This window comes from Micromonospora andamanensis, from assembly GCF_016863495.1.
Lineage (GTDB): Bacteria > Actinomycetota > Actinomycetes > Mycobacteriales > Micromonosporaceae > Micromonospora > Micromonospora andamanensis.
Genome location: NZ_BOOZ01000012.1, coordinates 101,662 through 123,020 on the forward strand (window position 1 = coordinate 101,662; position 21,359 = coordinate 123,020).

Annotated in this window: 21 protein-coding genes; 12 read left to right on the forward strand and 9 right to left on the reverse strand. The window is 72.4% G+C overall.

What is annotated here, in order from left to right; genetic code table 11:
• The first annotated feature begins 23 nt into the window (after positions 1-23).
• The gene (locus Van01_RS13045; RefSeq protein WP_204006428.1) at positions 24-2,114 is read left to right on the forward strand and encodes an APC family permease; all 2,091 of its coding nucleotides are present in this window, start codon (positions 24-26) and stop codon (positions 2,112-2,114) included.
• A gap of 191 nt (positions 2,115-2,305) precedes the next feature.
• Positions 2,306-3,877, forward strand: a complete 1,572-nt coding sequence (locus Van01_RS13050) for a hypothetical protein (RefSeq protein WP_204006430.1) — start codon at positions 2,306-2,308, stop codon at positions 3,875-3,877.
• 66 nt (positions 3,878-3,943) lie between these two features.
• Here Van01_RS13050 and Van01_RS13055 read toward each other — a convergent pair whose 3' ends face one another.
• The 6 genes from Van01_RS13055 to Van01_RS13080 form a co-directional block, all read right to left on the reverse strand.
• On the reverse strand, positions 3,944-4,150 hold the full coding sequence (locus tag Van01_RS13055; RefSeq protein WP_204006432.1) for a hypothetical protein: 207 nt from the start codon (positions 4,148-4,150) through the stop codon (positions 3,944-3,946).
• A gap of 89 nt (positions 4,151-4,239) precedes the next feature.
• On the reverse strand, positions 4,240-5,439 hold the full coding sequence (locus Van01_RS13060; protein ID WP_204006434.1) for a low temperature requirement protein A: 1,200 nt from the start codon (positions 5,437-5,439) through the stop codon (positions 4,240-4,242).
• A gap of 177 nt (positions 5,440-5,616) precedes the next feature.
• Positions 5,617-6,504, reverse strand: coding sequence for a helix-hairpin-helix domain-containing protein (locus Van01_RS13065; RefSeq protein WP_204006436.1), 888 nt, complete (start codon positions 6,502-6,504; stop codon positions 5,617-5,619).
• Positions 6,505-6,743: 239 nt separating this feature from the next.
• Complete coding sequence (locus tag Van01_RS13070) at positions 6,744-8,093, reverse strand: FAD-dependent oxidoreductase (RefSeq protein WP_204006438.1); 1,350 nt, start codon at positions 8,091-8,093, stop codon at positions 6,744-6,746.
• Positions 8,094-8,105: 12 nt separating this feature from the next.
• Positions 8,106-8,453: a TcmI family type II polyketide cyclase gene (locus tag Van01_RS13075; protein WP_099846269.1), complete on the reverse strand. Its 348-nt coding sequence runs from the start codon at positions 8,451-8,453 to the stop codon at positions 8,106-8,108.
• A gap of 92 nt (positions 8,454-8,545) precedes the next feature.
• Positions 8,546-9,388: an AfsR/SARP family transcriptional regulator gene (locus Van01_RS13080; RefSeq protein WP_204006440.1), complete on the reverse strand. Its 843-nt coding sequence runs from the start codon at positions 9,386-9,388 to the stop codon at positions 8,546-8,548.
• 401 nt (positions 9,389-9,789) lie between these two features.
• Here Van01_RS13080 and Van01_RS13085 point away from each other — a divergent pair, with 401 nt between their 5' ends.
• The 9 genes from Van01_RS13085 to Van01_RS13125 are packed head-to-tail and all read left to right on the forward strand — an operon-like array spanning position 9,790 to position 17,972.
• Positions 9,790-10,116, forward strand: a complete 327-nt coding sequence (locus Van01_RS13085; protein ID WP_204006442.1) for a TcmI family type II polyketide cyclase — start codon at positions 9,790-9,792, stop codon at positions 10,114-10,116.
• Positions 10,113-11,813 (forward strand): acetyl-CoA carboxylase carboxyltransferase subunit alpha, encoded by a 1,701-nt coding sequence (locus tag Van01_RS13090; RefSeq protein ID WP_204006444.1) that lies wholly within the window; start codon positions 10,113-10,115, stop codon positions 11,811-11,813. Before Van01_RS13085 ends, Van01_RS13090 begins: the two co-directional genes overlap by 4 nt.
• Entirely contained in the window at positions 11,810-12,508 is a 699-nt protein-coding gene (gene accB, locus Van01_RS13095) for an acetyl-CoA carboxylase biotin carboxyl carrier protein (RefSeq protein ID WP_373306249.1), read from the forward strand. Before Van01_RS13090 ends, accB begins: the two co-directional genes overlap by 4 nt.
• Positions 12,509-12,519: 11 nt before the next feature.
• Positions 12,520-13,899, forward strand: a complete 1,380-nt coding sequence (locus Van01_RS13100) for an acetyl-CoA carboxylase biotin carboxylase subunit (RefSeq protein WP_204006446.1) — start codon at positions 12,520-12,522, stop codon at positions 13,897-13,899.
• Positions 13,896-14,687, forward strand: a complete 792-nt coding sequence (locus tag Van01_RS13105) for an SRPBCC family protein (protein WP_204006448.1) — start codon at positions 13,896-13,898, stop codon at positions 14,685-14,687. Before Van01_RS13100 ends, Van01_RS13105 begins: the two co-directional genes overlap by 4 nt.
• A complete protein-coding gene (locus Van01_RS13110) occupies positions 14,680-15,078 on the forward strand; it encodes a cupin domain-containing protein (RefSeq protein ID WP_204006450.1) in 399 nt (132 codons plus the stop codon). The genes Van01_RS13105 and Van01_RS13110 overlap by 8 nt, the downstream gene beginning before the upstream one ends.
• On the forward strand, positions 15,075-16,349 hold the full coding sequence (locus tag Van01_RS13115) for a beta-ketoacyl-[acyl-carrier-protein] synthase family protein (RefSeq protein ID WP_204006452.1): 1,275 nt from the start codon (positions 15,075-15,077) through the stop codon (positions 16,347-16,349). Before Van01_RS13110 ends, Van01_RS13115 begins: the two co-directional genes overlap by 4 nt.
• A 31-nt stretch (positions 16,350-16,380) precedes the next feature.
• Positions 16,381-17,628 (forward strand): beta-ketoacyl synthase N-terminal-like domain-containing protein, encoded by a 1,248-nt coding sequence (locus Van01_RS13120; protein ID WP_204006454.1) that lies wholly within the window; start codon positions 16,381-16,383, stop codon positions 17,626-17,628.
• Positions 17,628-17,972, forward strand: a complete 345-nt coding sequence (locus Van01_RS13125) for an antibiotic biosynthesis monooxygenase family protein (protein ID WP_204006455.1) — start codon at positions 17,628-17,630, stop codon at positions 17,970-17,972. Before Van01_RS13120 ends, Van01_RS13125 begins: the two co-directional genes overlap by 1 nt.
• A 388-nt stretch (positions 17,973-18,360) precedes the next feature.
• On the opposite strand, the gene Van01_RS33015 is transcribed toward Van01_RS13125, so the two are convergent.
• The 3 genes from Van01_RS33015 to Van01_RS13135 form a co-directional block, all read right to left on the reverse strand.
• Positions 18,361-18,552 (reverse strand): hypothetical protein, encoded by a 192-nt coding sequence (locus tag Van01_RS33015; protein ID WP_239099046.1) that lies wholly within the window; start codon positions 18,550-18,552, stop codon positions 18,361-18,363.
• Positions 18,522-19,283, reverse strand: coding sequence for an exo-alpha-sialidase (locus tag Van01_RS13130; protein ID WP_239099047.1), 762 nt, complete (start codon positions 19,281-19,283; stop codon positions 18,522-18,524). Before Van01_RS13130 ends, Van01_RS33015 begins: the two co-directional genes overlap by 31 nt.
• A gap of 126 nt (positions 19,284-19,409) precedes the next feature.
• Positions 19,410-20,030 (reverse strand): CGNR zinc finger domain-containing protein, encoded by a 621-nt coding sequence (locus Van01_RS13135; protein WP_204006463.1) that lies wholly within the window; start codon positions 20,028-20,030, stop codon positions 19,410-19,412.
• Between the two features lie 88 nt (positions 20,031-20,118).
• Here Van01_RS13135 and Van01_RS13140 point away from each other — a divergent pair, with 88 nt between their 5' ends.
• On the forward strand, positions 20,119-21,357 hold the full coding sequence (locus Van01_RS13140) for an MFS transporter (RefSeq protein WP_204006465.1): 1,239 nt from the start codon (positions 20,119-20,121) through the stop codon (positions 21,355-21,357).
• Positions 21,358-21,359 lie beyond the last annotated feature (2 nt).

Sequence of the window (21,359 nt, forward strand, 5' to 3'; positions counted from 1 at the left end):
TTCGACAAGGGTGAGGCGGGGGCATGGGGGACGGGACGAGAGCGCGACGAGGCCGGGAACGCCGCCGCCCGGCGAGCGGGGCACCGGAGCCGGCGCTGCGGGCCGCCCGGGATCCCACGCGCAAGGGGGACCGGGCGGGACGTGTGGTTTCGGTGCCCGAGCGCGTCGCCGTACCGAGCGGTCCGGTGGCGCCGGAGAGCCGGCTGCGCCGGTGGTTGTTCGTCCACCGGGTGCAGCCGGTCGGACCGGAGACCGCCGAGGGACAGACCCGGTCGCACGCCTGGTGGCGGGTGATGTGCCTGACCGGCGTGGACTACTTCTCCACCCTGTCCTACCTGCCCGGCATCGCTGCCCTGGCCGCCGGTGCGTTGTCTCCGGTGGCGACCCTGTTGATCGTGGCACTGACCCTGTTCGGGATGTTGCCGATGTACCGCCGGGTGGCCCGGGACAGCCCGCACGGCCAGGGCTCGGTGGCGATGCTGGAGCGGCTGCTGCCGTTCTGGCGCGGCAAGATATTCGTGCTGGTACTGCTCGGTTTCGTCGCCACGTCGTGGATCGTCACGATCACTCTCTCCTCGGCCGACGCCACAGTGCACGTGCTGCAGAATCCGTACCTGCCGGAGTCGTTCGGCGGCACCGGCGTCGCGGTCGGGGTCACTGTTGTCCTGCTGCTGATCCTCGGCGCGGTCTTCCTGCTCGGCTTCCGGGAGGCCGTGGCGGTGGCCGTCCCGTTGGTGGCCGCCTTTCTCGGGCTGAACGCGGTGATCGTGGGCGTGTCGCTCGTCGAACTGGCAGGTGATCCCCGTCCGTTGACGGACTGGACGGCGACGCTCACCGCTGGCGGCGGGCCCGGTCAGATCGCGCTGACCGCGGCGCTGGCGTTCCCACTGCTGGTGCTGGGACTGTCCGGTTTCGAGACGGGTGTCAGCATGATGCCGCTGGTCGCGGGGGAGGGGCCGGACGCCCCGGCCCGGTTGGCCGCCCGGATCCGCAACACCCGGCGACTGCTCACCACGGCCGCGCTGATCATGTCGGTCTACCTGCTCTCGACCACCTTCGTCACCGCGGTGCTCATCCCACCCGAGGCGTTCGCTCCGGGCGGCCCCGCCAACGGGCGAGCGCTTGCGTATCTCGCGCACGAGCAGGTGGGTGAGGCCTTCGGTACCGCCTACGACGTGAGCAGCGTGTTGATCCTCTGGTTCGCCGGTGCGTCGGCGATGGCCGGTTTGATCAACATCGTGCCGCGCTACCTGCCCTCGTACGGGATGGCGCCGGAGTGGGCGCGCGCGGTGCGCCCGGTGGTGATCGTCTACACGCTTGTCTGCATCGGGTTGACAGTCGTGTTCCGCGCCGACGTCGACGCGCAGGCCGGCGCGTACGCCACCGGGATCCTGGCGATGATGGTCTCGGCGGCGGTCGCGGTGGCAATCGCCGCCGTCGGCCGCCGGCAGCACGGGGTCGCCGCCGGCTTCACGGTGCTCACCCTGGTGCTGCTGTACGCGCTTGTCGAGAACGTGATCGCGAAACCCGACGGGATCGCCATCTCCGGGCTGTTCATCCTCGGCATCATCGCCGTGTCGCTGGTCTCGCGGGTGAGCCGGACCACCGAACTGCGGGCGGAGCGGGTGGAGTTCGACCAGACCGCGCGACGGTTCATCGCCGACTCGGTGGCGCACGACGGTCGACTGCACGTGATCGCCAACAAGCGGCACAGCGGGGCGGTCAAGGAGTACACCATCAAGGAGCGCGCGCAGCGCGGCCTGAACCCCGTGCCCGGGGCGACCGACGTGCTCTTCCTGGAGATCGACGTGGTGGATCCCTCCGGGTTCCGCCACGTGCTGCGGGTGTGCGGCGTCGAGGTGGGCGGCTACCGGGTGCTGCGGGCCAGCAGCCCGGCGGCGCCCAACGCCATCGCGGCCATCCTGCTGGCCCTGCGGGACGCCACAGGCGTGCGCCCGCACGCGCACTTCGAGTGGTCGGAGGGGAACCCGATCGCCCACCTGCTGCGCTATCTCATCCTCGGTCGGGGGGACACGCCGCCCGTGGTGCGGGAGATCCTGCGCAAGTCAGAACCTGATCCCGCGCGCCGCCCTGGCATCCACGTCGGGGGTTGAGCACCGGCGACGACCGTCCGGTCACGCCAACTCCGGGTGGATGTGAAGCCGAATGGCTTACTCATTCACTTATGCCTGATTTGCGTCATGTGTCGCCGTACGGTGGCCTCTGGTGGCTGAGGCGAGGTCAGCCACCCCGCGCCCGATTCGGTGCGGCCGTGTTTCCGCATGCACGAGAGGCAGGAACGCTGATGTCCACGTACCAAGGGAGCCGTGGGTCGACCCGACCCGGTCGGCGGTCCCGGTGGTTGCTGGCCGGTGGCCTGGTGGCGGGCAGCCTGGTGGTCGGGGCGGCGGGCCTGTCCGCCGTCACCGCCTCGGCCGCCGACCGTGACCCGGCGGCACCGAACCCGGGCCAGCCCGCCGCGATGTTCCAGCATGACGTACCCGGAGTCGACGAGACGCCGAAACGCCCGGGGACGGACCGGCAGCGGCCCGAGTGGCGGCACGACCCGGACGCGTCCCCGAAACCGCCAGCGGGCGGGGCCGACCGGTCGACAGGTCACCACGGGCGCGCACCGGACGGCAAGGTGGTGCCGGTGCCCTGCGACTCCGCCCGGCTCATCGCGGCGCTGGTGTGGGCGAATGCCGAGGGCGGTGCCACGTTGCGACTGGCGGAGAAGTGCACATACACCCTGACCCACGCCTTCCAGCAGCCCGACGAGTACGACGGCGGCATCCGCGACGCGCGGGAGGCCGCCGACGCCGCCGAGAACCCCGGCGACGCCGAAGCGCCGCCACGCAACCCCGCCGATGACAAGGCCGGCCTGCCGGTGATCTACCACGGGATCACCATCGAGGGCTCCGGCGCGACGATCGTCCGGGGGGTCAACACGCCTGACTTCCGCTTCTTCACCGTCCGCGACGGCGGCGAACTGACCCTCCGGGACGTCACCCTGCGCAACGGCCGCTCGGCGGCGGAGGGCGGCAGCATCCACGTCGTGCACGGCGCCACGGCGGTCGTCGAAGGGGTCACCGTCGTCGGCAGCACCTCGCTGTCCGCGGAGGGCGGTGGCGGTGGCATCTTCAACGACGGAAACCTCCAGATCAGCGACAGCAGACTGATCGGCAACCGGGCCGCCGGCGCCCAGGGCAAGGGCGGGGGCCTGCTCAACGGCGGCGTGATGACCATGCACCGCACCGAGTTCCGGCACAACAGCGCGGTCAGCTACGGCGGTGGCCTGGCCAACTTCCGGGCCGCGGGTGACGTGTACTCCTCCGTCTTCGTGCAGAACAACGCCGGTCAGGGCGGTGGTATGGCCAGCTTCTCCGCCCGCACCAAGGTCTTCGACACGCTTGTGGCGCAGAACAGTGCCGAGATCGGTGGTGGCCTGGCCAACTCCGACGCGGTGCTGGTGGCGCGACAGCTGACGGTCCGCGACAACCTGGCCACCGTCAAGGGCGGTGGCATCTCCACCTTCCAGGGCCTGGTGCCGGTGGACGACAGCGTGGTCAGCGGCAACACCACGCGTGGCAACGGCGGCGGCATCCACTCCGAGAAGTCGAACCTGCTCGTGCGGGGCAGCGACGTCAAGGGCAACGCCGCGGTCGGCAAGCGGTCGCAGGGGGCGGGGCTGTTCGTGACGGCCGGCTCGACCTCGCTCTACCGCAGCCGGGTGGTCGGCAACAAGTCCACAGTCAAGGCCGGCGGGATCCAGGCCGAGCGGGCCCAGGTCAAGATCGATGACGACAGCGTCGTCATCGAGAACGATCCGACGAACTGTGCGGGAAGCAAGGTGCCGGTGGCGCACTGCTTCCGCTGAACGACCCGGTACGACAGGGGCCCGTGTCCGAAGCGGCACGGGCCCCTGTCGTGTGTCACCGGGGGCTCACTGAGAGGGCTGGGGCAGATCGCAGTCGACCTTCGGGTTGGCGCCGACGTAGTTCAACGGGCCGGCGGCGATGGTGACCAGGATCGTGCCGACCTCGGCGCAGTTGGCTTCCTCGTCGCTGTAGTAGCCGCGCTGGCCGGCGGCGATGGCGCCGATGACGAGCCAGATCACCACGAGGACTCCGAATATCGACGTGCCGCGCATGGCTTCCTCCACGGATTCGGGGGTGAGAGATTCAAGGTGTGGCCCCTTGTACCCAGACGCGTCGAGCGGCTAACGGCGGCCGGCGCGCCCTACGGCGGCGTGGGCGTCTCGGGCGGACCGCCACGGCTGTGGAGCAGGTCGACCACCGCCACTCCGATGAGCACCAGCATGGCCGTGAGCGACGCGCTCAGCGGGGGCAGGAACAGCACCGCCGGTGCCGCGGTCACCAGGGCCAGCACACCGCCCGGTCGTGACCACGAGACGCGGTTGAACACCTCACGTTCGAAGAAGGCCCGGCCGACCAGGAACAGCGCCGGACCGCCCAGGATGATCGCCGCCCAGGCGGGCGGGGTACGCGCGGGCAGGGCGTGCAGCACCAGCTCGAAGCCGGCCGCCGTGATGACCACCCCGGCGACCATCAGCAGATGGCTGTACGGCGCGGTCTTGACGAACCGGTTGGGCGTCTTCGAGATCTTCATGGCCAGCGGCAGCAGCTCCCCGGACTTGTGCACGTAGACCCGCCACAGCAGCAGGATGGTGCCGAAGGCCAGCACGAGGCCGACGGTGTTCTCCGCCTGCGCGTGTACCACGCTGTAGGCCATGCCGGTGACCAGGATCGTGTCGCCAAGGGCGATCGTGTAGAACTGCTGGTAACGCTCGGCGAGGTGCTCGGCGGTCACCCGCAGTTGGGCGGCGGGCACGGTGCCGAGCCCGGGCACCGGATAGGCCAGCCGAAGCCCGAGGTAGTCGATGCCGAGGGCGAGCAACCACAGCGCCATCCGGACGTCCTCGGAGAAGAACGCGCCGAGGATCCACGGCACCGCGGAGGCGGCGAACCAGCAGAAGACCCGCGCCGCCCGACGCTGGATCATCGGGGCGACGCGTACCGTCGGCATCAGGATCAGGCCGCGTCCGAGGTGGATGGCGACGTACGCGCCGGCGAAGACCAGCCCCCGGTCGCCGAAGGCCTTGGGGATCGCGGTGCTCATCAACAGCACACCGAACATCACAGTGACGATCAGCACCTTGATCTCGGTGCGTGCGGGGTCGTACAGGTCGGTGACGAGAGAGGTGAGGACCCAGGTCCACCACACGGCGGCCAGCATGATCAGCGCCTGGGTCGCCTGGTACCAGGTGATCTCGTGGGCCAGGTCGCGGGAGATGAGCGCCAGCGCGACGACGTAGACCAGATCGAAGAACAGCTCCAGCAGGGTGACCCGGCGGGGCGTGCCCGGACCGCGGGTGGGAGGTCGCCGTGGGTGTTCGGGCTGTTGCTGGGCGAACGGCAAGGACGACTCCCGGCAGCCGGCGACAGTTCGGCGCGCCGGTCCGACCGGCGTACCGACCGTAACCGCGCTCCGGGCCGGGCCGGGCCCGAGTCGCTGCCGGTCACCGGAACGGCGTACACCGGGGCCGCCGGCGTGGGGCCCGTGCGGGCGTTCCCACGACCGGCGGCCCGGGGTTCGTCAGGCCTCGCTGTCGGCCTGGGCGGCCAGCACCTTCGCCTGCTGGGGCCAGGTGACCAGGCTGGCCGTGGCGCGCAGCCCGGCGCTCCTGATGGTCTCCCGCAGCGCGGCCTCGTCCAGCTCGGCCAGCTGCCGGTAGGTCCGGATGCCCGCGCCGTGCAGCGCCGCCGCCATCTTCGGTCCGACCCCCTGGATGCGCCGGAAGTCGTCGGCGTCCGCCGCGACCGGCTCGGCTGCGGTGACCGGCTCGGCTGCCGTGACCGGCTCGGCTGCCGTGATCGGCTCGGTGGTGGTGACCGGGTCGGCTGCCGCGCTGGTGGCCGGTTCGGTTGCGGAGGGTGCCGCTGCGGGCTCGGTGGCTGCCTTCGGGCGGACCGGCGGGGTGGCGACCGCCGGGCGTGGTTCGGCGGTGGCGTCGGCCGTCGGTCTGTCGAGGACGGATGCCGCTTCGACATCGCCCGCGACCGGCTCGGTGGGCTCACCGGTCACCGGCTCCCCGGTGGTGACGGCTGTCGAGTCGGCGGCGACGACCGGGGTCGCGCCGGTCTCGGCGACGACCGGGGTGTCGGCGGTGGTTGGCGCGGCGTCGGTGTCGACGGTGGTCGGCGCGGCGTCGGTCTCGACGGGCTCGGCCGCCGGATCGGTGGTGCCGCTACCCGTCGGTGCGGTGGAAGCGGGCTCGGTCGTCGGTTCAGTCGTGGCGGTTGCCTGCTCGGTCCCGGCGGTGGCCGGGGCCGATCCGGTTGCCTCGGTGGTCGTGTCGCTCGCCGTACCGGCCGTCGGCGTGGGCGGTTCCGTCCGCCGGCCACGCAGCAGTACCCAGCCCACCGCCAGCCCCGCCAGCAGCGCCACGAGCAGTATCAGCCAGCTCCCGAAGGACTCGCCCACGGTAACCCTCCCTGAGGTTCACGTCCGGATCGTCGCGAGAAAAACTCGCCGCAGCTTCGCACACGCGCGCCCGGGGCGACAGGCAGGCCAGGTAACAGTCCGTACGGGACACGTGGAGGCTACGGCAGGTGTCCGCTACGGGACGGACGGTGCGGCGGTAACCGTAGCGGGGGACATCGTGCGGATGTGGACATGCCGCGACCCCGGCACCGGGTCGGGTGCCGGGGTCGCGACGGGGTTCAGTCCTGCTCGCCCCGGTAGGTGTAGAAGTCGTCGACGAACTTGCGCCGCAGCCTCGGTACCCGGCTGGTGACCCGGAAGTATCCCCGCGCACCGACGAGCGCGAGCCGTCCGAACACCGGCTGGTACATGCGGTCGTCGCCGTTGGTGCCGCTGCGGCCGAGCGAGTCGGCGACCCGGGCGAAGCCGTACGGCACCATCGCCGCCTCGTAGTCGGCCACCGCCTGCACAAGCGTCTTCTCGCCGGTGGTGGCGAGGATCAGTTGCCGCCGCAGCAGGTTCGCGTCACGCAGTGCGGTGTTGGCTCCCACACCCCGGCCCGGCGTCATGGTGTGGATCGCGTCGCCGAGGAGGGTGACCGTACTGCTCTTCCACGGCGGCACCGGCTCCGAGGTGGACACCCGGATCGGCAGGGCGCTGTCCGGGTCCGCCAGGCTGAGCAGTTCTCGCAGGTGCGGGTGCCAGTTGGCGGTCAGCTCCAGGGCCACCTGGATCAGCTCCGTACCCCGGCGTCGCATCACGTCCGCCGGAAACCGGCGGGCGGTACTCCACACCACCAGGTTGATGTTGTCGCGGGTGGGGTCGTGGCCCAACCCCGGCCAGTCGGCGAGCAGTTTCGCGTCAGCCGAGCTGGTCTCCGGCTTGACGCGGCCATCGCGGTCCCACTTGAACTCCATCACGTGCAGGACGCCCATCACCCCGCCGGTGCCGAAGATCAGCGAGATGCCGCGCTGCACGCTCTCCGGCAACAGGGACCGGGTGTGCGGGGTGAGCGGTACCCGGGTGGCGATGTTGACAGTGCCGGCGTCCCGGATGACCGCGTGCGGCAGGTACTGGCGACGGACCGCCGAGTGGGTGCCGTCCGCCGCCACGAGCAGGTCGCCGGTGGCGGTTCCACCGTCGGCGAAGTGGGCGGTGACAGTGCCGTCGTCGTGCTGCTCGTACCGGGTGAAGGTGCGGTCGAAGTGCACCACGTCCTCCAGTCCGGTCAGCAGCACCTGGCGCAGCGTCATCCGGGCCACGGACCGTTCCGTGTCGACCGGATGGGTGTCCGGTCGCAGCGGGAAGGACGCCGTGTGGCGCATCTTCTCGGTGAGCACGTTGAAGTAGCGCGGCGAACGGGCGCAGGTGGCCAGGTAGATCTCGAACAGCTCCGGTGGCAGGCAGTCACGTAGGGCCCGACTGCCGGTGGGACCGATGCCCACCCGGTAGCCGAGCAGTCCCTCACCCCTGGCCCGGTGTCGTTCGTAGACGTCGACGCTGATGCCGGCCCGACGCAGCCCGTGCGCCAGGCAGAGGCCGCCGGTGCCCGCGCCGATGACCAGGACGTGCGGTGCTCGGGTCGTCATGGTCCCGCCCGGTCAGCCGGCCACGCGTGGCGCCGGAACGTCCGCGCCGTCCCAGCGGTAGAAGCAGTTGGCGATCGCGTCGCGTGGCGAGCGCCAGGTCGGCAGGTACGGCGAGGTGTGTGCGGACAACCGCTCGTTCACCTGCTGGAACAACGGATGGTTGCGCGCCGCGGCGAGGGCGTCCGCGCCGACGTCGTCGGTCTCCATCAGGTGTACGCACAGGTCGTGCAGGCAGTACAGGGACCGGTGGCGGACGCCGGTCATGGCTGGCAGTTCGGTCTCGTCGGACTCGGCGAAGATCTGCGCCACCCGACCCTCCGCGCCCGGGATGATTCTGCTGACGATCACTAGACGGCTCATCGGATCCCTCTCACCGGTGGTTCGGCCCGGACGGACACCGGGGTCGCGGGCCGCTGTGGCCCCACCCTGGCGTCCGCGCAGTCACCTGTCCGTCAACGTCCGGGATCGGTGCGGTGACGCACCGCCATCGGACCGGAGAAGGCGGCGCGGGTGACCGGGTGCCGGCGTGGTCCGCTGCTCGGGCGGCTGGCCCGACGGATCGGGTCGAGGGTCTCCGCGAGCAGCGCGCTCATCGCCGGTGACGGCTCCAGCCGCAGTTCCCGCAGCAACAGGTCCCGGTAGACGTAGAAGGCGTGCACCGCCTCGAACGCGTTGCCCTCGGCGAGGTGGATGCGGACGACCAGCCGGTGCGGTGTCTCGCGCAGTGGCTCGGCCGCCATCGCCTCCAGCGCCGCCTCCAACGCCTCGCCGTGCCGACCGGCGGCCAGGTGCTGGCCGGCGACCTGTTCCAGCATGTGCAGCCGGAGCTGGCGCAGGCGTTCCCGGTCGGCCAGGACCCAGTCGTCGTACCAGCCGGGCAGCAGGTCGTGCCGCCCGGCGGCGAGAGCCTCCGTGGCGTCGTCCGGGGCGTGGCCGTCACGTACCCGACCGGCCGTGTCGACGAGCAGGTCGACGTCGACCCGGACCAGCGGGTCGAGGCGGACGGTGTCGGCGGCGGTGGTCAGCGGGCAGTAGGGATCCTGCCGCAGTCGCCACAGCGCGGTCCGCAGTGAGGACAGCGCCCGTTCCTCGGTGGCTTCCGGCCAGAGCAGGCCGGCGAGGTGGGTACGGGTGGCGCCGGGGCGCAGCCCGATCAGCGCGATGATCCGTTGCAGGCCGCGCGGCACCACCACCGGAGTGTCGCCGTGCGTCAGACGGAATCCGCCGAGCAGATGCAGCCGGATGTCGGTGTCGTGGTGCTGGCCGGTGGTGGGGGCGGGCGGATCGGCGGCCACGGCGGCACCCCCTGCGGAACGCGTCGGTTACGGGTCTCGGCCGGGCCCCGGCGTGGCCGCCGTGACGCCACTGTCGACTCGCTACGCCGTCGCACGCGGGGTGCGGTGCCGGGTCTGACCGCCGCGAAGATTATCAATAGCAGTTACTCTGAGTCAACGATGCTGTTGGCAATGTAACCCGTCGGGTTCTGTGAGATCGCCTCTGAACTGCTAAATCATGCTGATCATGGACGTCGTGATTCCTCAGCGGAATCACAGCTTGCGTCAACTCAGCGTCACCGTCTCCTGTTCTTTCCGAGGGCGTCGGTGACGCCCGGGTGACGCGGTGCTCCGCATCGTGGCGGCAGCCGTCCGGGCACCTCCGGTGGCGTCGCCACCGGCCCCATGGGGGGAGGACCAGCATGGACCGAACGCTGATCGTCGCGAAGGTGGTCCCGACCGCCGAGTCGGCGGTCGCCGAGATCTTCGCCGAGTCCGACACGACCGAGCTGCCCCGCCTGGTGGGGGTCCGACATCGCTCGCTGTACCGCCTGCACGACCTGTACGTGCACCTCATCGAGACCGAGTCGGCAGGGGACGGCGCCGTGGAGGCGGTTCGGGAGCACCCCGAGTTCGTCAGGGTCAGCAGCCGGCTCAGCCCGTACATCTCGCCGTACCGGCCCGACTGGCGCTCACCCCGGGACGCGATGGCGCGGTGCTTCTACCGTTTCGACGGGCGTCGGCCGTGACCGCCACCGCGCCCTCGGGCGAGACCCTGTGGTCCCGATGCGGCGGCTGCGCCGCCCTGCTCTACCGCAAGCGGCTGCGCCGCAACCTCGACGTCTGCCCCGAGTGCGGCCTGCACACCCGACTCGCCGCACCCGAGCGGATCAGCCAACTCGTCGACCCCGGATCGTTCCGGCCGCTGCCGGACCGCGCGGTCGAGGTGGACCCGATCGGATTCGTCGACGTCCTGCCGTACCCGCACCGGCTCACCGCCGCCCGCGCCGACACCGGCCTCGCGGAGGCCGTGCTCTGCGGCACCGCGACGGTCGGCGGGTCGCGATGTGCGCTCGCGGTGATGGACTTCCGGTTTCTCGGCGGCAGTCTGGGCTGCGCCGTCGGCGAGCTGATCACCCGTACCGCTGAGCAGGCCCTGGAATCGGGCGTGCCGTTGGTCCTGGTCACCGCCTCCGGCGGCGCCCGGATGCAGGAGGGCGCCCTGTCGCTGATGCAGATGGCCACGGTCAGCCAGGCGATGGCCGCGCTACGCGAGGCCGGGCTGCTCACCGTGAGCGTGCTCACCGACCCCACCTACGGCGGGGTGGCGGCCTCCTTCGCCACCAGCGCCGACCTGGTCCTCGCCGAGAGCGGCGCCCGGATGGGCTTCGCCGGCCCCCGGGTGATCCGCCAGGTGACCGGTCGCACCCTGCCGGAGGGATTCCAGACCGCTGAGTTCCTGCTGCGGCACGGCCAGGTCGACATGGTGGTGCCCCGACACGCGCTGCGTGCCCGGCTGGCGACCCTGCTCGCCGTGGCGGCCACCGGCCGCCGAACCACGAAGCGGTCCGACGCGCCCGCGCCACCGTCGGCGTCCGCCCCGGCGGTCGACCCGTCCCGGGCACCCGCCCGCGACGCCTGGGAAACGGTACGCCTGGCCCGACACCCCGCTCGCCCCACCACGCTGGACTACCTGGAGACCACCTTCGACGGCTTCACCGAACTGCACGGCGATCGGCTCGGCGGGGACTGTCCGGCGGTCGTCGGCGGGCTGGCGCGGCTCGACGGCCGGCACCTGATGGTGATCGGCCACCAGAAGGGACACACCACCGCCGAGTTGGCGGCCCGCAACTTCGGCATGGCCACCCCGGCGGGACATCGCAAGGCGTTGCGGCTGATGCGACTGGCGGCTCGAATCGGGCTGCCCGTGGTGACCCTCGTCGACACCCCGGGGGCCGATCCGGGTGTGGACGCGGAGGAACACGGCCAGGCGGCGGCCATCGCGGAGAACATCCTGACCCTGAGCATGCTGCCCACTCCGGTGGTGACGGTGGTGACCGGGGAGGGTGGCAGCGGTGGCGCGCTCGCCCTGGCGGTGGCCGATCGGGTGCTGATGCTCCAGCACGCGGTCTACTCGGTGATCAGCCCGGAGGGCTGCGCCGCGATCCTCTGGCCAGGTCGTACCGCCGCCCCGCAGGCGGCCCGGGCCCTGCGGTTGACCGCGCCGGATCTGTGCCGGCTCGGGGTCGTCGACGAGGTCGTCCCCGAGCCGGACGGCTCGGCCGCCGACGATCCCGAGGCGACGGCGCGGGCCGTCCGTCAGGCACTGCTGGCGAACCTGCTGCCGCTGCTGGACGTGCCGGCGGTGACCCTGGTCCAACGACGGCGACGGCGCTTCCGCCGCTTCGGTGCCGCCCGTGCCGGTGCCCGGGCGGGTGCCCGGTGAGCGCCACGGCCGGTGCCGCGCCCACCGTCGCCGGTGCCCCGTCGTCGTCTGTGGACGGCGCACCGACCGCGACCGCCGGGCCGCCGTCGGACGCGGTCCGCTCCGGGCGGTCCGACGCCGACGCCGCGTACCTCGCGCGTACCGCTGCGCCGACCCCGGACGGTGACGAGACCGGTCACCTGGTCGACGGCGTCGCAGGTCCCGGCCGGTACGCGGCGGCCGACGCCGCCCTGACCGAGCTACGCCGACACGCCCGGCAGCTCGTCGCCGAACTCGCCGAGCCGCTACGCCGGCTGCGGCTGCGCCTCGGCGACGCCGAACTGGAGGTGGAGTGGGACCGGCCGGTCGGCCCGGACCAGGGCGCACCGTCCGGTCGCACGGATTCCGCCACGGCTCCCGCCCCACGGTCGCCGGCCGGTCCGTCCGTGGCCCCGTCGGCGGCGGCCCCGGCGACCCGGATCAGCGTCCGCTCGCCGATGGTCGGCACCTTCTACCGGGCGCCGCAGCCGGGCGCGGCACCCTTCGTGGCCGTCGGTGACCTGGTCCGGCCCGGGCAGGTCGTCGGCATCGTCGAGGCGATGAAGCTGATGAACGAGATCGCCGCGGACCGGCCCGGCCGGGTCGTCGAGGTCCTGGTGGCCGACGGACAACCCGTGGAGTACGACCAGCCGCTTGTCGTCCTGGACCCGGGCTGAGGGTGGTGCTGATGTTCTCGAAGGTGCTGATCGCCAACCGGGGCGAGATCGCGCTGCGTATCCTCCGCGCCTGCCGGGAGTTGGGCATCCGTACCGCCGTCGTCTACTCCACGGCGGACGCCGACTCGGCGGCCGTGCGGCTGGCCGACGAGGCCGTCCGGATCGGCCCCTCGGCCAGCCGCCGCAGCTACCTCAACGCGGCGGCGGTGGTGGAGGCCGCCCGCAAGGTCGGTGCCGAGGCGGTGCACCCGGGCTACGGCTTCCTCTCCGAGGACGCCGACTTCGCGGAGATCTGCGCGGACAACGGGCTGACCTTCGTGGGCCCGCCTCCGCACGTGATGTCCGTGCTGGCCGACAAGTCCTCAGCCCGCGCGTTGATGAGCCGGGCCGGGCTGCCGCTGGCGCCGGGTGCCGTGCAGCCGGTACCGACGGCCGTCGAGGCCGCGGCCGTCGCCGCCGAGGTGGGCTACCCGGTCATCATCAAGGCCGCGGCCGGGGGCGGCGGCCGGGGGATGGCAGTGGTCCGCACCCCGGCGGACCTGCCCCGGGCGTACGCGCGCACCCGGGCCGCCGCCCAGGCCGCCTTCGGCGACGACCGGGTGTACGTCGAGCGCTACCTGACCGACGCCCGGCACGTCGAGGTCCAGTTGCTCTGTGACCCGCACGGCAACGGCGTGCACCTGGGCACCCGGGACTGCTCGGTGCAGCGCCGACACCAGAAGCTTGTCGAGGAGGCGCCCGCCCCGGCGCTGTCCCCGGCGACGCTCGACGCCATCGCCAGCACCGCCCTGCGTGGCGCCCTCGACGTCGGGTTCACCGGTGCCGGCACCGTGGAGTTCCTGGTCGACGCCGAGGAGCGGTTCCACTTCCTGGAAATCAACTGCCGGATCCAGGTGGAACACCCGGTCACCGAGATGATCACCGGGATCGACCTGGTGCACGAGCAGTTCCACATCGCCGCCGGCACCCCGCTGCGGTGGCGTCAGGACGACATCCGGTTCACCGGGGTGGGTATCGAGTGCCGGGTCAACGTGGAGGATCCGGACCGGGGCTTCGCGCCGACACCCGGCCGGCTGGACCGGTTCGTGCCACCCGGCGGCCCGTTCACCCGGGTCGACACCCACGGCCACGCCGGCTACCTGGTGGGTCCGCACTACGACTCGCTGCTGGCGAAGGTGGCGGTCTGGGCCCCGGACCGCGACCTGGCGCTGAGCCGGCTGGACCGCGCGCTCAGCGAGTTCGAGATCTCCGGACCCGGGATGCGGACCACCATCCCGTTCGTCCGCCGGGTGCTCGACGACGCCGAGTTCCGCAAGGGGCGGCACTCGACCGGCCTGGTGGACCGCCTGATCGCCGGACCAAAACCCACTTACCCGAGGAGGAAACGATGACCGTCACCGACGGCCGTCCGCTGACCGCGGAGATAACCGACATCCTGGTCGCCAACTGCGGGCTCGACCGGGACGCCGCCGCCCGCGCGCCGGCCGCCTCCCTGGAGGAGCTGGGCATGGACTCGCTGGCCCTGCTCGAACTCTCGGCAGTGGTCGCCGACCGCTGGCAGGTGAGCATCCCGGAGCAGGCCGCCCAGCTGAGCATCCCCGCCGTGGCCGACCTGGTCGCCCGGCGGGCCGACCCGCCCGGACACACCGAGAACAGCATCGTCATCGCCGCGCCGATGGAGCTGGTCTGGTCGGTGACGAACGACGTGGCGAACTGGCCGGACCTGTTCACCGAGTACGCGCGCGCGGAGATCCTCGACCGGGACGGCGACACCGTCCGGTTCCGGCTCACCATGCACCCCGACGAGAACGGCGTCGCCTGGAGCTGGGTGAGCGAACGGACCGCGGACCCGGGCACCCGGCAGGTGCGGGCCCGTCGGGTGGAGACCGGACCGTTCGAGTACATGCGCATCCGCTGGACCTACACCGAGGAATCCGACGGTGTCCGGATGACCTGGGTGCAGGACTTCGCGATGAAGCCGACCGCACCCGTGGACAACGCCGGCATGACCGAACGGATCAACACCAACAGCGCGGTGCAGCTGGCCGTGATCAAAGAACGCGTCGAACGGCTCGCCGGCCACCCGGCGAGCACGCCGCCGCCGAACCTCACCCCGACGAGCACGCTGCCGGCGGACGGGCCGGCAGGCCTGCCCGCGACAGGAGCAGACGATGAGTGACCTCACCCTGGTAGCCGCCCGGGACGTGCCCGCCGACCGCCGTCGTGGTGGCGAGCTTCGCGTCCTGCTCGGTCCCCGTACCGTCGGCAGCACCTCGGGTTTCATGGGCGTGGCCACCATGGCGCCGGGGGAACGGATCGCCGAGCACTACCACCCGTACAGCGAGGAGTTCCTCTACGTCGCCCGGGGCGCCATCACGGTCGACCTGGACGACGAACCGGTGCCGCTGGCGGCCGGCGAGGCGCTCTTCGTGGCCCGCAACGTCCGGCACCGGCTGCGCAACACCGGTCACGTGCCCGCCGAGGTGGTCTTCCACCTCGGGCCGTTGGCCCCCCGCCCGGAACTCGGCCACGTCGACACGGAGCTTGTCGAACAGCGGGACCGGTCATGACCACCCGGCGCACCGTGGTCACCGGCGTCGGGGTGGTGGCCCCCGGCGGGGTGACCCGGGACCGGTTCTGGAAGGGCATCACCGAGGGGCGTACGGCCACCCGGCGGATCAGCTTCTTCGACCCGTCACCGTTCCGGTCGCAGATCGCCGCCGAGTGCGACTTCGACCCGGACGCCGCCGGGCTCACCCCCGACCAGCGGCAGCGCTCCGACCGGTACGTGCAGTTCGCGCTGGCCTGCGCCGCCGAGGCGCTGGCCGACAGCGGGCTGGACCTCACCGACGCCGAACGCGACAGTGCCGGCGTGGTGCTCGGCACCGCCGTCGGCGGCACCATGGCGCTGGAACAGGAGTACGTGACGGTGAGCGACAGCGGCCGGCGCTGGCTTGTCGACGCGGCACTCGGCGGACCGTACCTCTATCCGGCGCTGATGCCGAGCAGCCTGGCCGCCGACGTGGCCTGCCGGCACGGCCTGCACGGCCCGGCGCAGGTGATCTCCACCGGCTGCACCTCCGGCATCGACGCCATCGGGTACGCCCACCAGCTCGTCGTGGACGGCGAGGCGGACATCGTGCTCGCCGGTGCCGCCGACTCGCCCATCTCGCCGGTGACCGTGGCCTCCTTCGACGCCATCAAGGCCACCAGCCCGGACAACGACGACCCGGCGCACGCCTCCCGCCCGTTCGACGCCGACCGGCACGGCTTCGTGCTGGCCGAGGGGGCGGCGGTGCTGGTGCTGGAGGAGGCCGGCCACGCCGCGCGGCGAGGCGCGCACGTCTACTGCGAGGTGGCCGGCTACGCCAGCCGCAGCAACGGCTACCACATGACCGGGCTGCGACCCGACGGCGTGGAGATGGGGCTGGCCATCACCGACGCGCTGCGGCAGGCCCGGCTGGCCCCCGAGGACGTCTCCTACATCAGCGCCCACGGCTCCGGCACCCGGCAGAACGACAGGCACGAGACGGCCGCGTTCAAACGGTCACTCGGGTCGGCGGCCTACCGGGTGCCGATCAGCTCGATCAAGTCGATGGTCGGGCACTCGCTCGGCGCCATCGGTGCCATCGAGATGGCCGCGTGCGCGCTGGCCATCGAGTTCGGGGTGGTGCCGCCGACCGCCAACTGGGCCACCCGGGATCCGGAGTGCGACCTGGACTACGTGCCGAACGAGGCCCGGGAGGTGCCGGTGGACGTGGCGCTGTCGGTGGGCAGCGGGTTCGGCGGCTTCCAGTCGGCCATGCTGTTCCGCCGGTTGGCCCGGGACGTGGCACCGTGAGCGGGGTCCGGGCCGCCGGCGAGGTGATGGCATGACGGGCGGGCGGGCCGTGGTCACCGGCGTCGGGGTGGTGGCGCCCAGTGGGGTCGGCGCGGACGCGCACTGGCGTTCGGTTCTGGCCGGCCGTCGCCGGACCGGGCCGATCACCCTGTTCGACGCCTCCGGGTATCCGACCCGGCTCGGCGGTGAGGTGGCGGACTTCGACCCGGCCCGGTACGCCGACACCCGCGCCCTGGTGCAGACCGACAGGTGGACACACCTCGGTTTCGCCGCCACCACGCTGGCGCTGGCCGACGCCGGCCTGCCGGAGCGGGCCACCGACCCGTACGGCTGGGCGGTGACCCTGGCCAGCGCCTCCGGCGGCAACCTGTTCGGCCAGCGGGAACTGCAACGCCTCTGGTCGTCGCCGACGCGCACCGTCGGGGCGTACCAGTCGATCGCCTGGTTCTACGCGGCGAGCGTCGGTCAGCTCTCCATCCGGCACCAGGCGAAGGGCCCGTGCGGGGTGTTGGTGGCCGAGTCGGCGGGCGGGCTGGACAGCCTGGCGCACGCGGTGCGGACCGTGCGGCGTGGCGCCTCGGTGGTGCTCGCCGGGGCCACCGAGTGCCCGCTGAGCCCGTACGCCCTCGCCTGTCAGCTGCGGTCCGGCCTGCTCAGCGAGGTGGCCGATCCGGAACGCGCCTACCGGCCGTTCGACGCCACCGCCAGCGGCTACCTGCCCGCCGAGGGCGGCGCGGTCTTCGTGGTGGAGGAGTTGACCCACGCCCGTGCCCGGGGCGCGCGCATCTACGGCGAGGTGACCGGTTGGGGCGCCACGCACGACGCGGCGCACACGACTGTGGACAGCGCCGGAGATCCGCACCAGTACGCCCGCGCGATGCGGTTGGCCCTCGGTCGGGCCGGCGTCGCACCGGACGAGGTGGACGTGGTGGTCCCGGACGCCCTCGGGGTGCCCCGCTACGACCGGGCCGAGGCGAGCGCGCTGCGCGCCGTCTTCGGCGCCCGCACACCGCCGGTGAGCACCCACAAGGAGTTGACCGGGCGGGCGCACCAGGGCGGTTCGGCCCTGGACGTGGCGACAGCGCTGCTCGCCTTCGCGCACGACACGCTGCCCGCCTCGGCCGGCCCGGACGTCGTGGCCGAGGGGTGTGAGCTGGACTTCCTGCGGGCCGCCCGCCGCCCGCGTACCCGGGTCGCGTTGGTCTGCGCCCGAGGCTTCGACGGATTCAACAGTGCGCTGGTGCTGCGCGGTGCGCCGCCGGCCGGAGAGGAGCCGTGATGACGGCAGGGGAGCGCGACGAGCGAGCCGACGAGCACCGCGCCCGGGTGGTCTTCCTGGTCCGGGTGCCCGACGAGCGCACCGGGGACTTCCTCCGGGCCTACGAGGCGGTCCGGCACCTGGTCGCCGACGGTGTGCCGGGCCACCTGGTCGACCAGGTGTGCCGGTCGTCGACGGACCCGGAGCAGTGGCTGATCACGAGCGAGTGGCGCAGCCTCGCCGACTTCGAGGCGTGGGAGCGCAGCCCGGAGCATCGCGACCTGGTCCGGCCGATGCGGGAGTGCTTCACCGATGCCCGGTCACTGCGTTTCCACATCCACGCGCAGACCCCGGTGCCGGCGTGAGGACCGTCGCGACAATATGCACGCTCGGTGTTGTTTCGCTCACTGAAGGTCGACACACGGATTCGATCATGCCTGCCGGGTGGCCGCTCGACAATCCCGCCAGTCGCCCTTCTCGGGGATCCATTTGCATGAAGCAATGTCCGTCCGGCCTGCCGTAGGGTTCCGGCAGTGCTCCGATGAGACGGCCCGTGGTTCGTTCGTGCCGCGGTGACGTCGATGGTGGAGGTGGGGATGTCATGACCGGACCGCTGTACTCGCCGAGCGAGGCCGATCGGCGGCCCCCCGCCGCCCGGTCGCCCGCCGCTGCCGGCCCCCCCGTCGTCGACCCGCTGAACGAGAGGCGCGGAGCTGCCGGTGACCCGTGCGCGGCATCCGGCGGGCAGCGGCCTCAGCGCGACCCGAGGTCGACCTCGGCCAGGTAGACGCAGCTGCGTCCCTCGTGCGAGGAGTAGTAGCTGACGTGCAACCGCTCGTCGTGCCAGACCAGGCCGGGGTAGCTGGAGTCACCGCCGGAGGGCAGCGCGACCAACTCCCGCAGCCGGCCCCGGGTCACGTCGACGGCGCAGATCGCCGTCCGCACCGCACCGTCGTGCAGGCGTACGCCGGCAACGAGGGTGCCGTCCGGCAGCCGGCGCAGCGCCGGCCCGCCCACCCGTACCCCCAGGTCCGTCCAGGTCCACTCCCGGTACGGCGGGCCCGGCCGAGGTGGGCGGTGGCCGTGCCGCCGTCGCGCCGCAACAGGCAGGTGGCGGTGCCGTCGGGGTCGAAGACCAGGCCGGATTCGTTCGGATAGCCGCCGGAGAACAGCGTCCGCACCACCGGGCGCAGGTCGAAGCCGTCCTCACTGCGGTAGAGCCGGACGAACCGCGGCTCCCGGGTGGCGTAGCCGATGCCGTACATCGCGCCGTCGCGCCAGGCGGCCTGCCAGATCCAGACATCCGGTTCGCCTACCGGCCGGGGCGCTGCCCACAGGTGACCGTCCTCGCTGAGCGCGGCGACCGTCCGGAAGCGCTTCGGGGTGCCGGTCGCGGCGGCGGCGAGCAGCTGCAGTCGTCCGTCGGGGCGCAGCACGAAGCGCGGGTCGCGCAGGTCGACACCGGCCTGGGCGAGGACGGCCGCGCTCTGCCAGGACCGCCCGTCGGTCGAGGTCAGCACCCGCAGGACGCCGTCGTCGGAGAGGTGGGACAGGCCCTCCCGGAACGCGCAGAACCAGTGTCCCGCGTACCGGACCAGGTCGGTGAAGGCGCTGTGCGGGGCGGTGTCACCGATACGGCGTAACGCGCGCACCTCGGACGCCGGACGGATGATCACGGGCGTCGACGCTACGCGGAGCGGGCGACGCCGGTGTGGCGGTTGGACGAACACCCGGCCAACGCCCTGCCCGGAGCTGCCGTGCCGGTGCCGACACGGGACGACGTCGCCGCTCGGGGCCGGTGCTCACCGGGTCGTCCGGGTGCGGCGCGCCGCGACGTAACGCCGGGCCTTCTCGGTGGTCCCGCAGTCGTCCATGCTGCACCAGCGTCGGCTGCGGTTCTTGCTCTCGTCGGTGAAGAGGAAGCGGCAGCCGCCGCATCCCTTGATCCGGTCCAGCGTCCCGGTGGTGAGCAACTCGACAGCCGCGTGCACCACCGGCCGAAGGGGGCGGCCGGCGGTGTGGTCGTCCCGCCAGGTCCAGCCGAAGCGGTCGGTCCGGTCCAGCCGCGCGTGCGCGAGCGCGTCGGCTTCGTCGTCGCCGAGACGGTCCAGGGCGGACCGGCTCGGTGTCCGGCCGGTGGCCAGCGCCCGGAAGATCTCGTCGAGGCAGTCGCGGATGCGCAGTGACCATTCGAAGGCGGCCTGCGCGGCGTCCGGGTCGTCCCGGCGGAGTCGGTGCCACCTGGTCACCTCCGCGTCCGAGAGGACGCCCGCATGACCGGCCCACGCGACCAGCTCGGGATGGCCGGTGAGCACGTCGCCGTCGGGGGCCCCGACGGGTGGGCCGGTGCGGGTGTTGACGAAGTCCAGCGCGAGGTTGCCGCCCACCAGGCGCAGCCTCCGGACACCCTCGACTGTTTCCATCAAAAGTTACTTTACCAGTTGACCCTGCCCTGGGCGCTGCCTAGTGTTACCTCCATAACATCTTTAGGTGGTAACAACGGAGGGGTGCATGGGACGCGGACGGGCAACAGTGGTCCTGATCGGACTGTCGGGCGGGACGTTCCTCTACACCACCGCCGAGGCGCTGCCCATCGGGCTGCTGCTGCCGATGGCCGCGGACCTGGCCGTGTCCCCCGCCGACGTGGGCATGCTCGTCACCGCGTACGGCGCTGTGGTGATGGTCGCCTCGGTCCCGTTGACCGCGCTGGTCCGGCGGATCCCGCGTCGCCGACTGCTGTCGGCGCTGCTGGCCGGCTTCGTGGTCAGCAACGCGGTGACGGTGTTCGTGAGCAGTTTCGCGGTGCTGATGGCGGCCCGGATGGCGACCGCGGCTACCCACGCCCTGTTCTGGGCGGTGGTCGTGCCGGCCGCCGCGGAACTGTTCCGGCCCGGGCTGCGTGGCCGGGTGGTCGCTGTCGTGTTCGCCGGCGGCAACGTCGCCCTGGCCCTGGGCGTACCCGCGGGTATCTGGCTGGGCGAGCGGGCCGGCTGGCGAGCCTCGTTCCTGGCCGTGGCCGGGCTCGGCACCATCGTGTTCGCGGTGGTCGCCGCGCTGCTGCCCTCGACGCGACCCGACCAGGGGCACGCCACCCGGGGCGCGACCCCCGACGCGCGCCGCTTCTGGCTGCTGGTCACCGTGGCAGTCCTGGCCACCGCGGGCGCGATCGCCGCCTACACCTACGTCGCCGTCTTCGTCACCGAGTACAGCGCGCTGCCCGCCGCCTCGGTCGGCGCCATCCTGCTCGCCCGGGGCGTCGCCAGCGTCCTCGGCATCCTCGCCATCGGCGTGCTCGTGGATCGCAGCCCCTGGCTCGCCCTGACCGCGACTGTCGCACTACAGTCGCTGGCACTTGTCGGGCTGTCCGCGCTGGGTCACCTGCCCGCCGCGGCCGTCGGCCTGATCGCCCTGGCCGGTCTGGCCTTCGCCGCGTTCACCGCGTCCCTCGGCGGCCTCGTCCTCCAGGTGGCACCGGGACGCTCGGACATCGCCGCCGCCACCGTCTCCGCCGCCGTGAACGTCGGCATCACCGGCGGTGCCTTCGTCGGCGGGCTGGTGCTGCCGAGCCACGGAGTGCACCGCACGGTGCTGATCGGTGCCCTGCTCAGCGTGGTGGCCCTGGTGCTGGCGCTCGCCGAGCGACTGATCCGGCGCGACCCGGTACGGCAGACGCCGCCGGAGCAGGGCCGTTCCGACGTGGCCGCAACGGCAGCTGTCGAGCCGGACGTGTCGCTCGGTCGTGCCCGCTGACC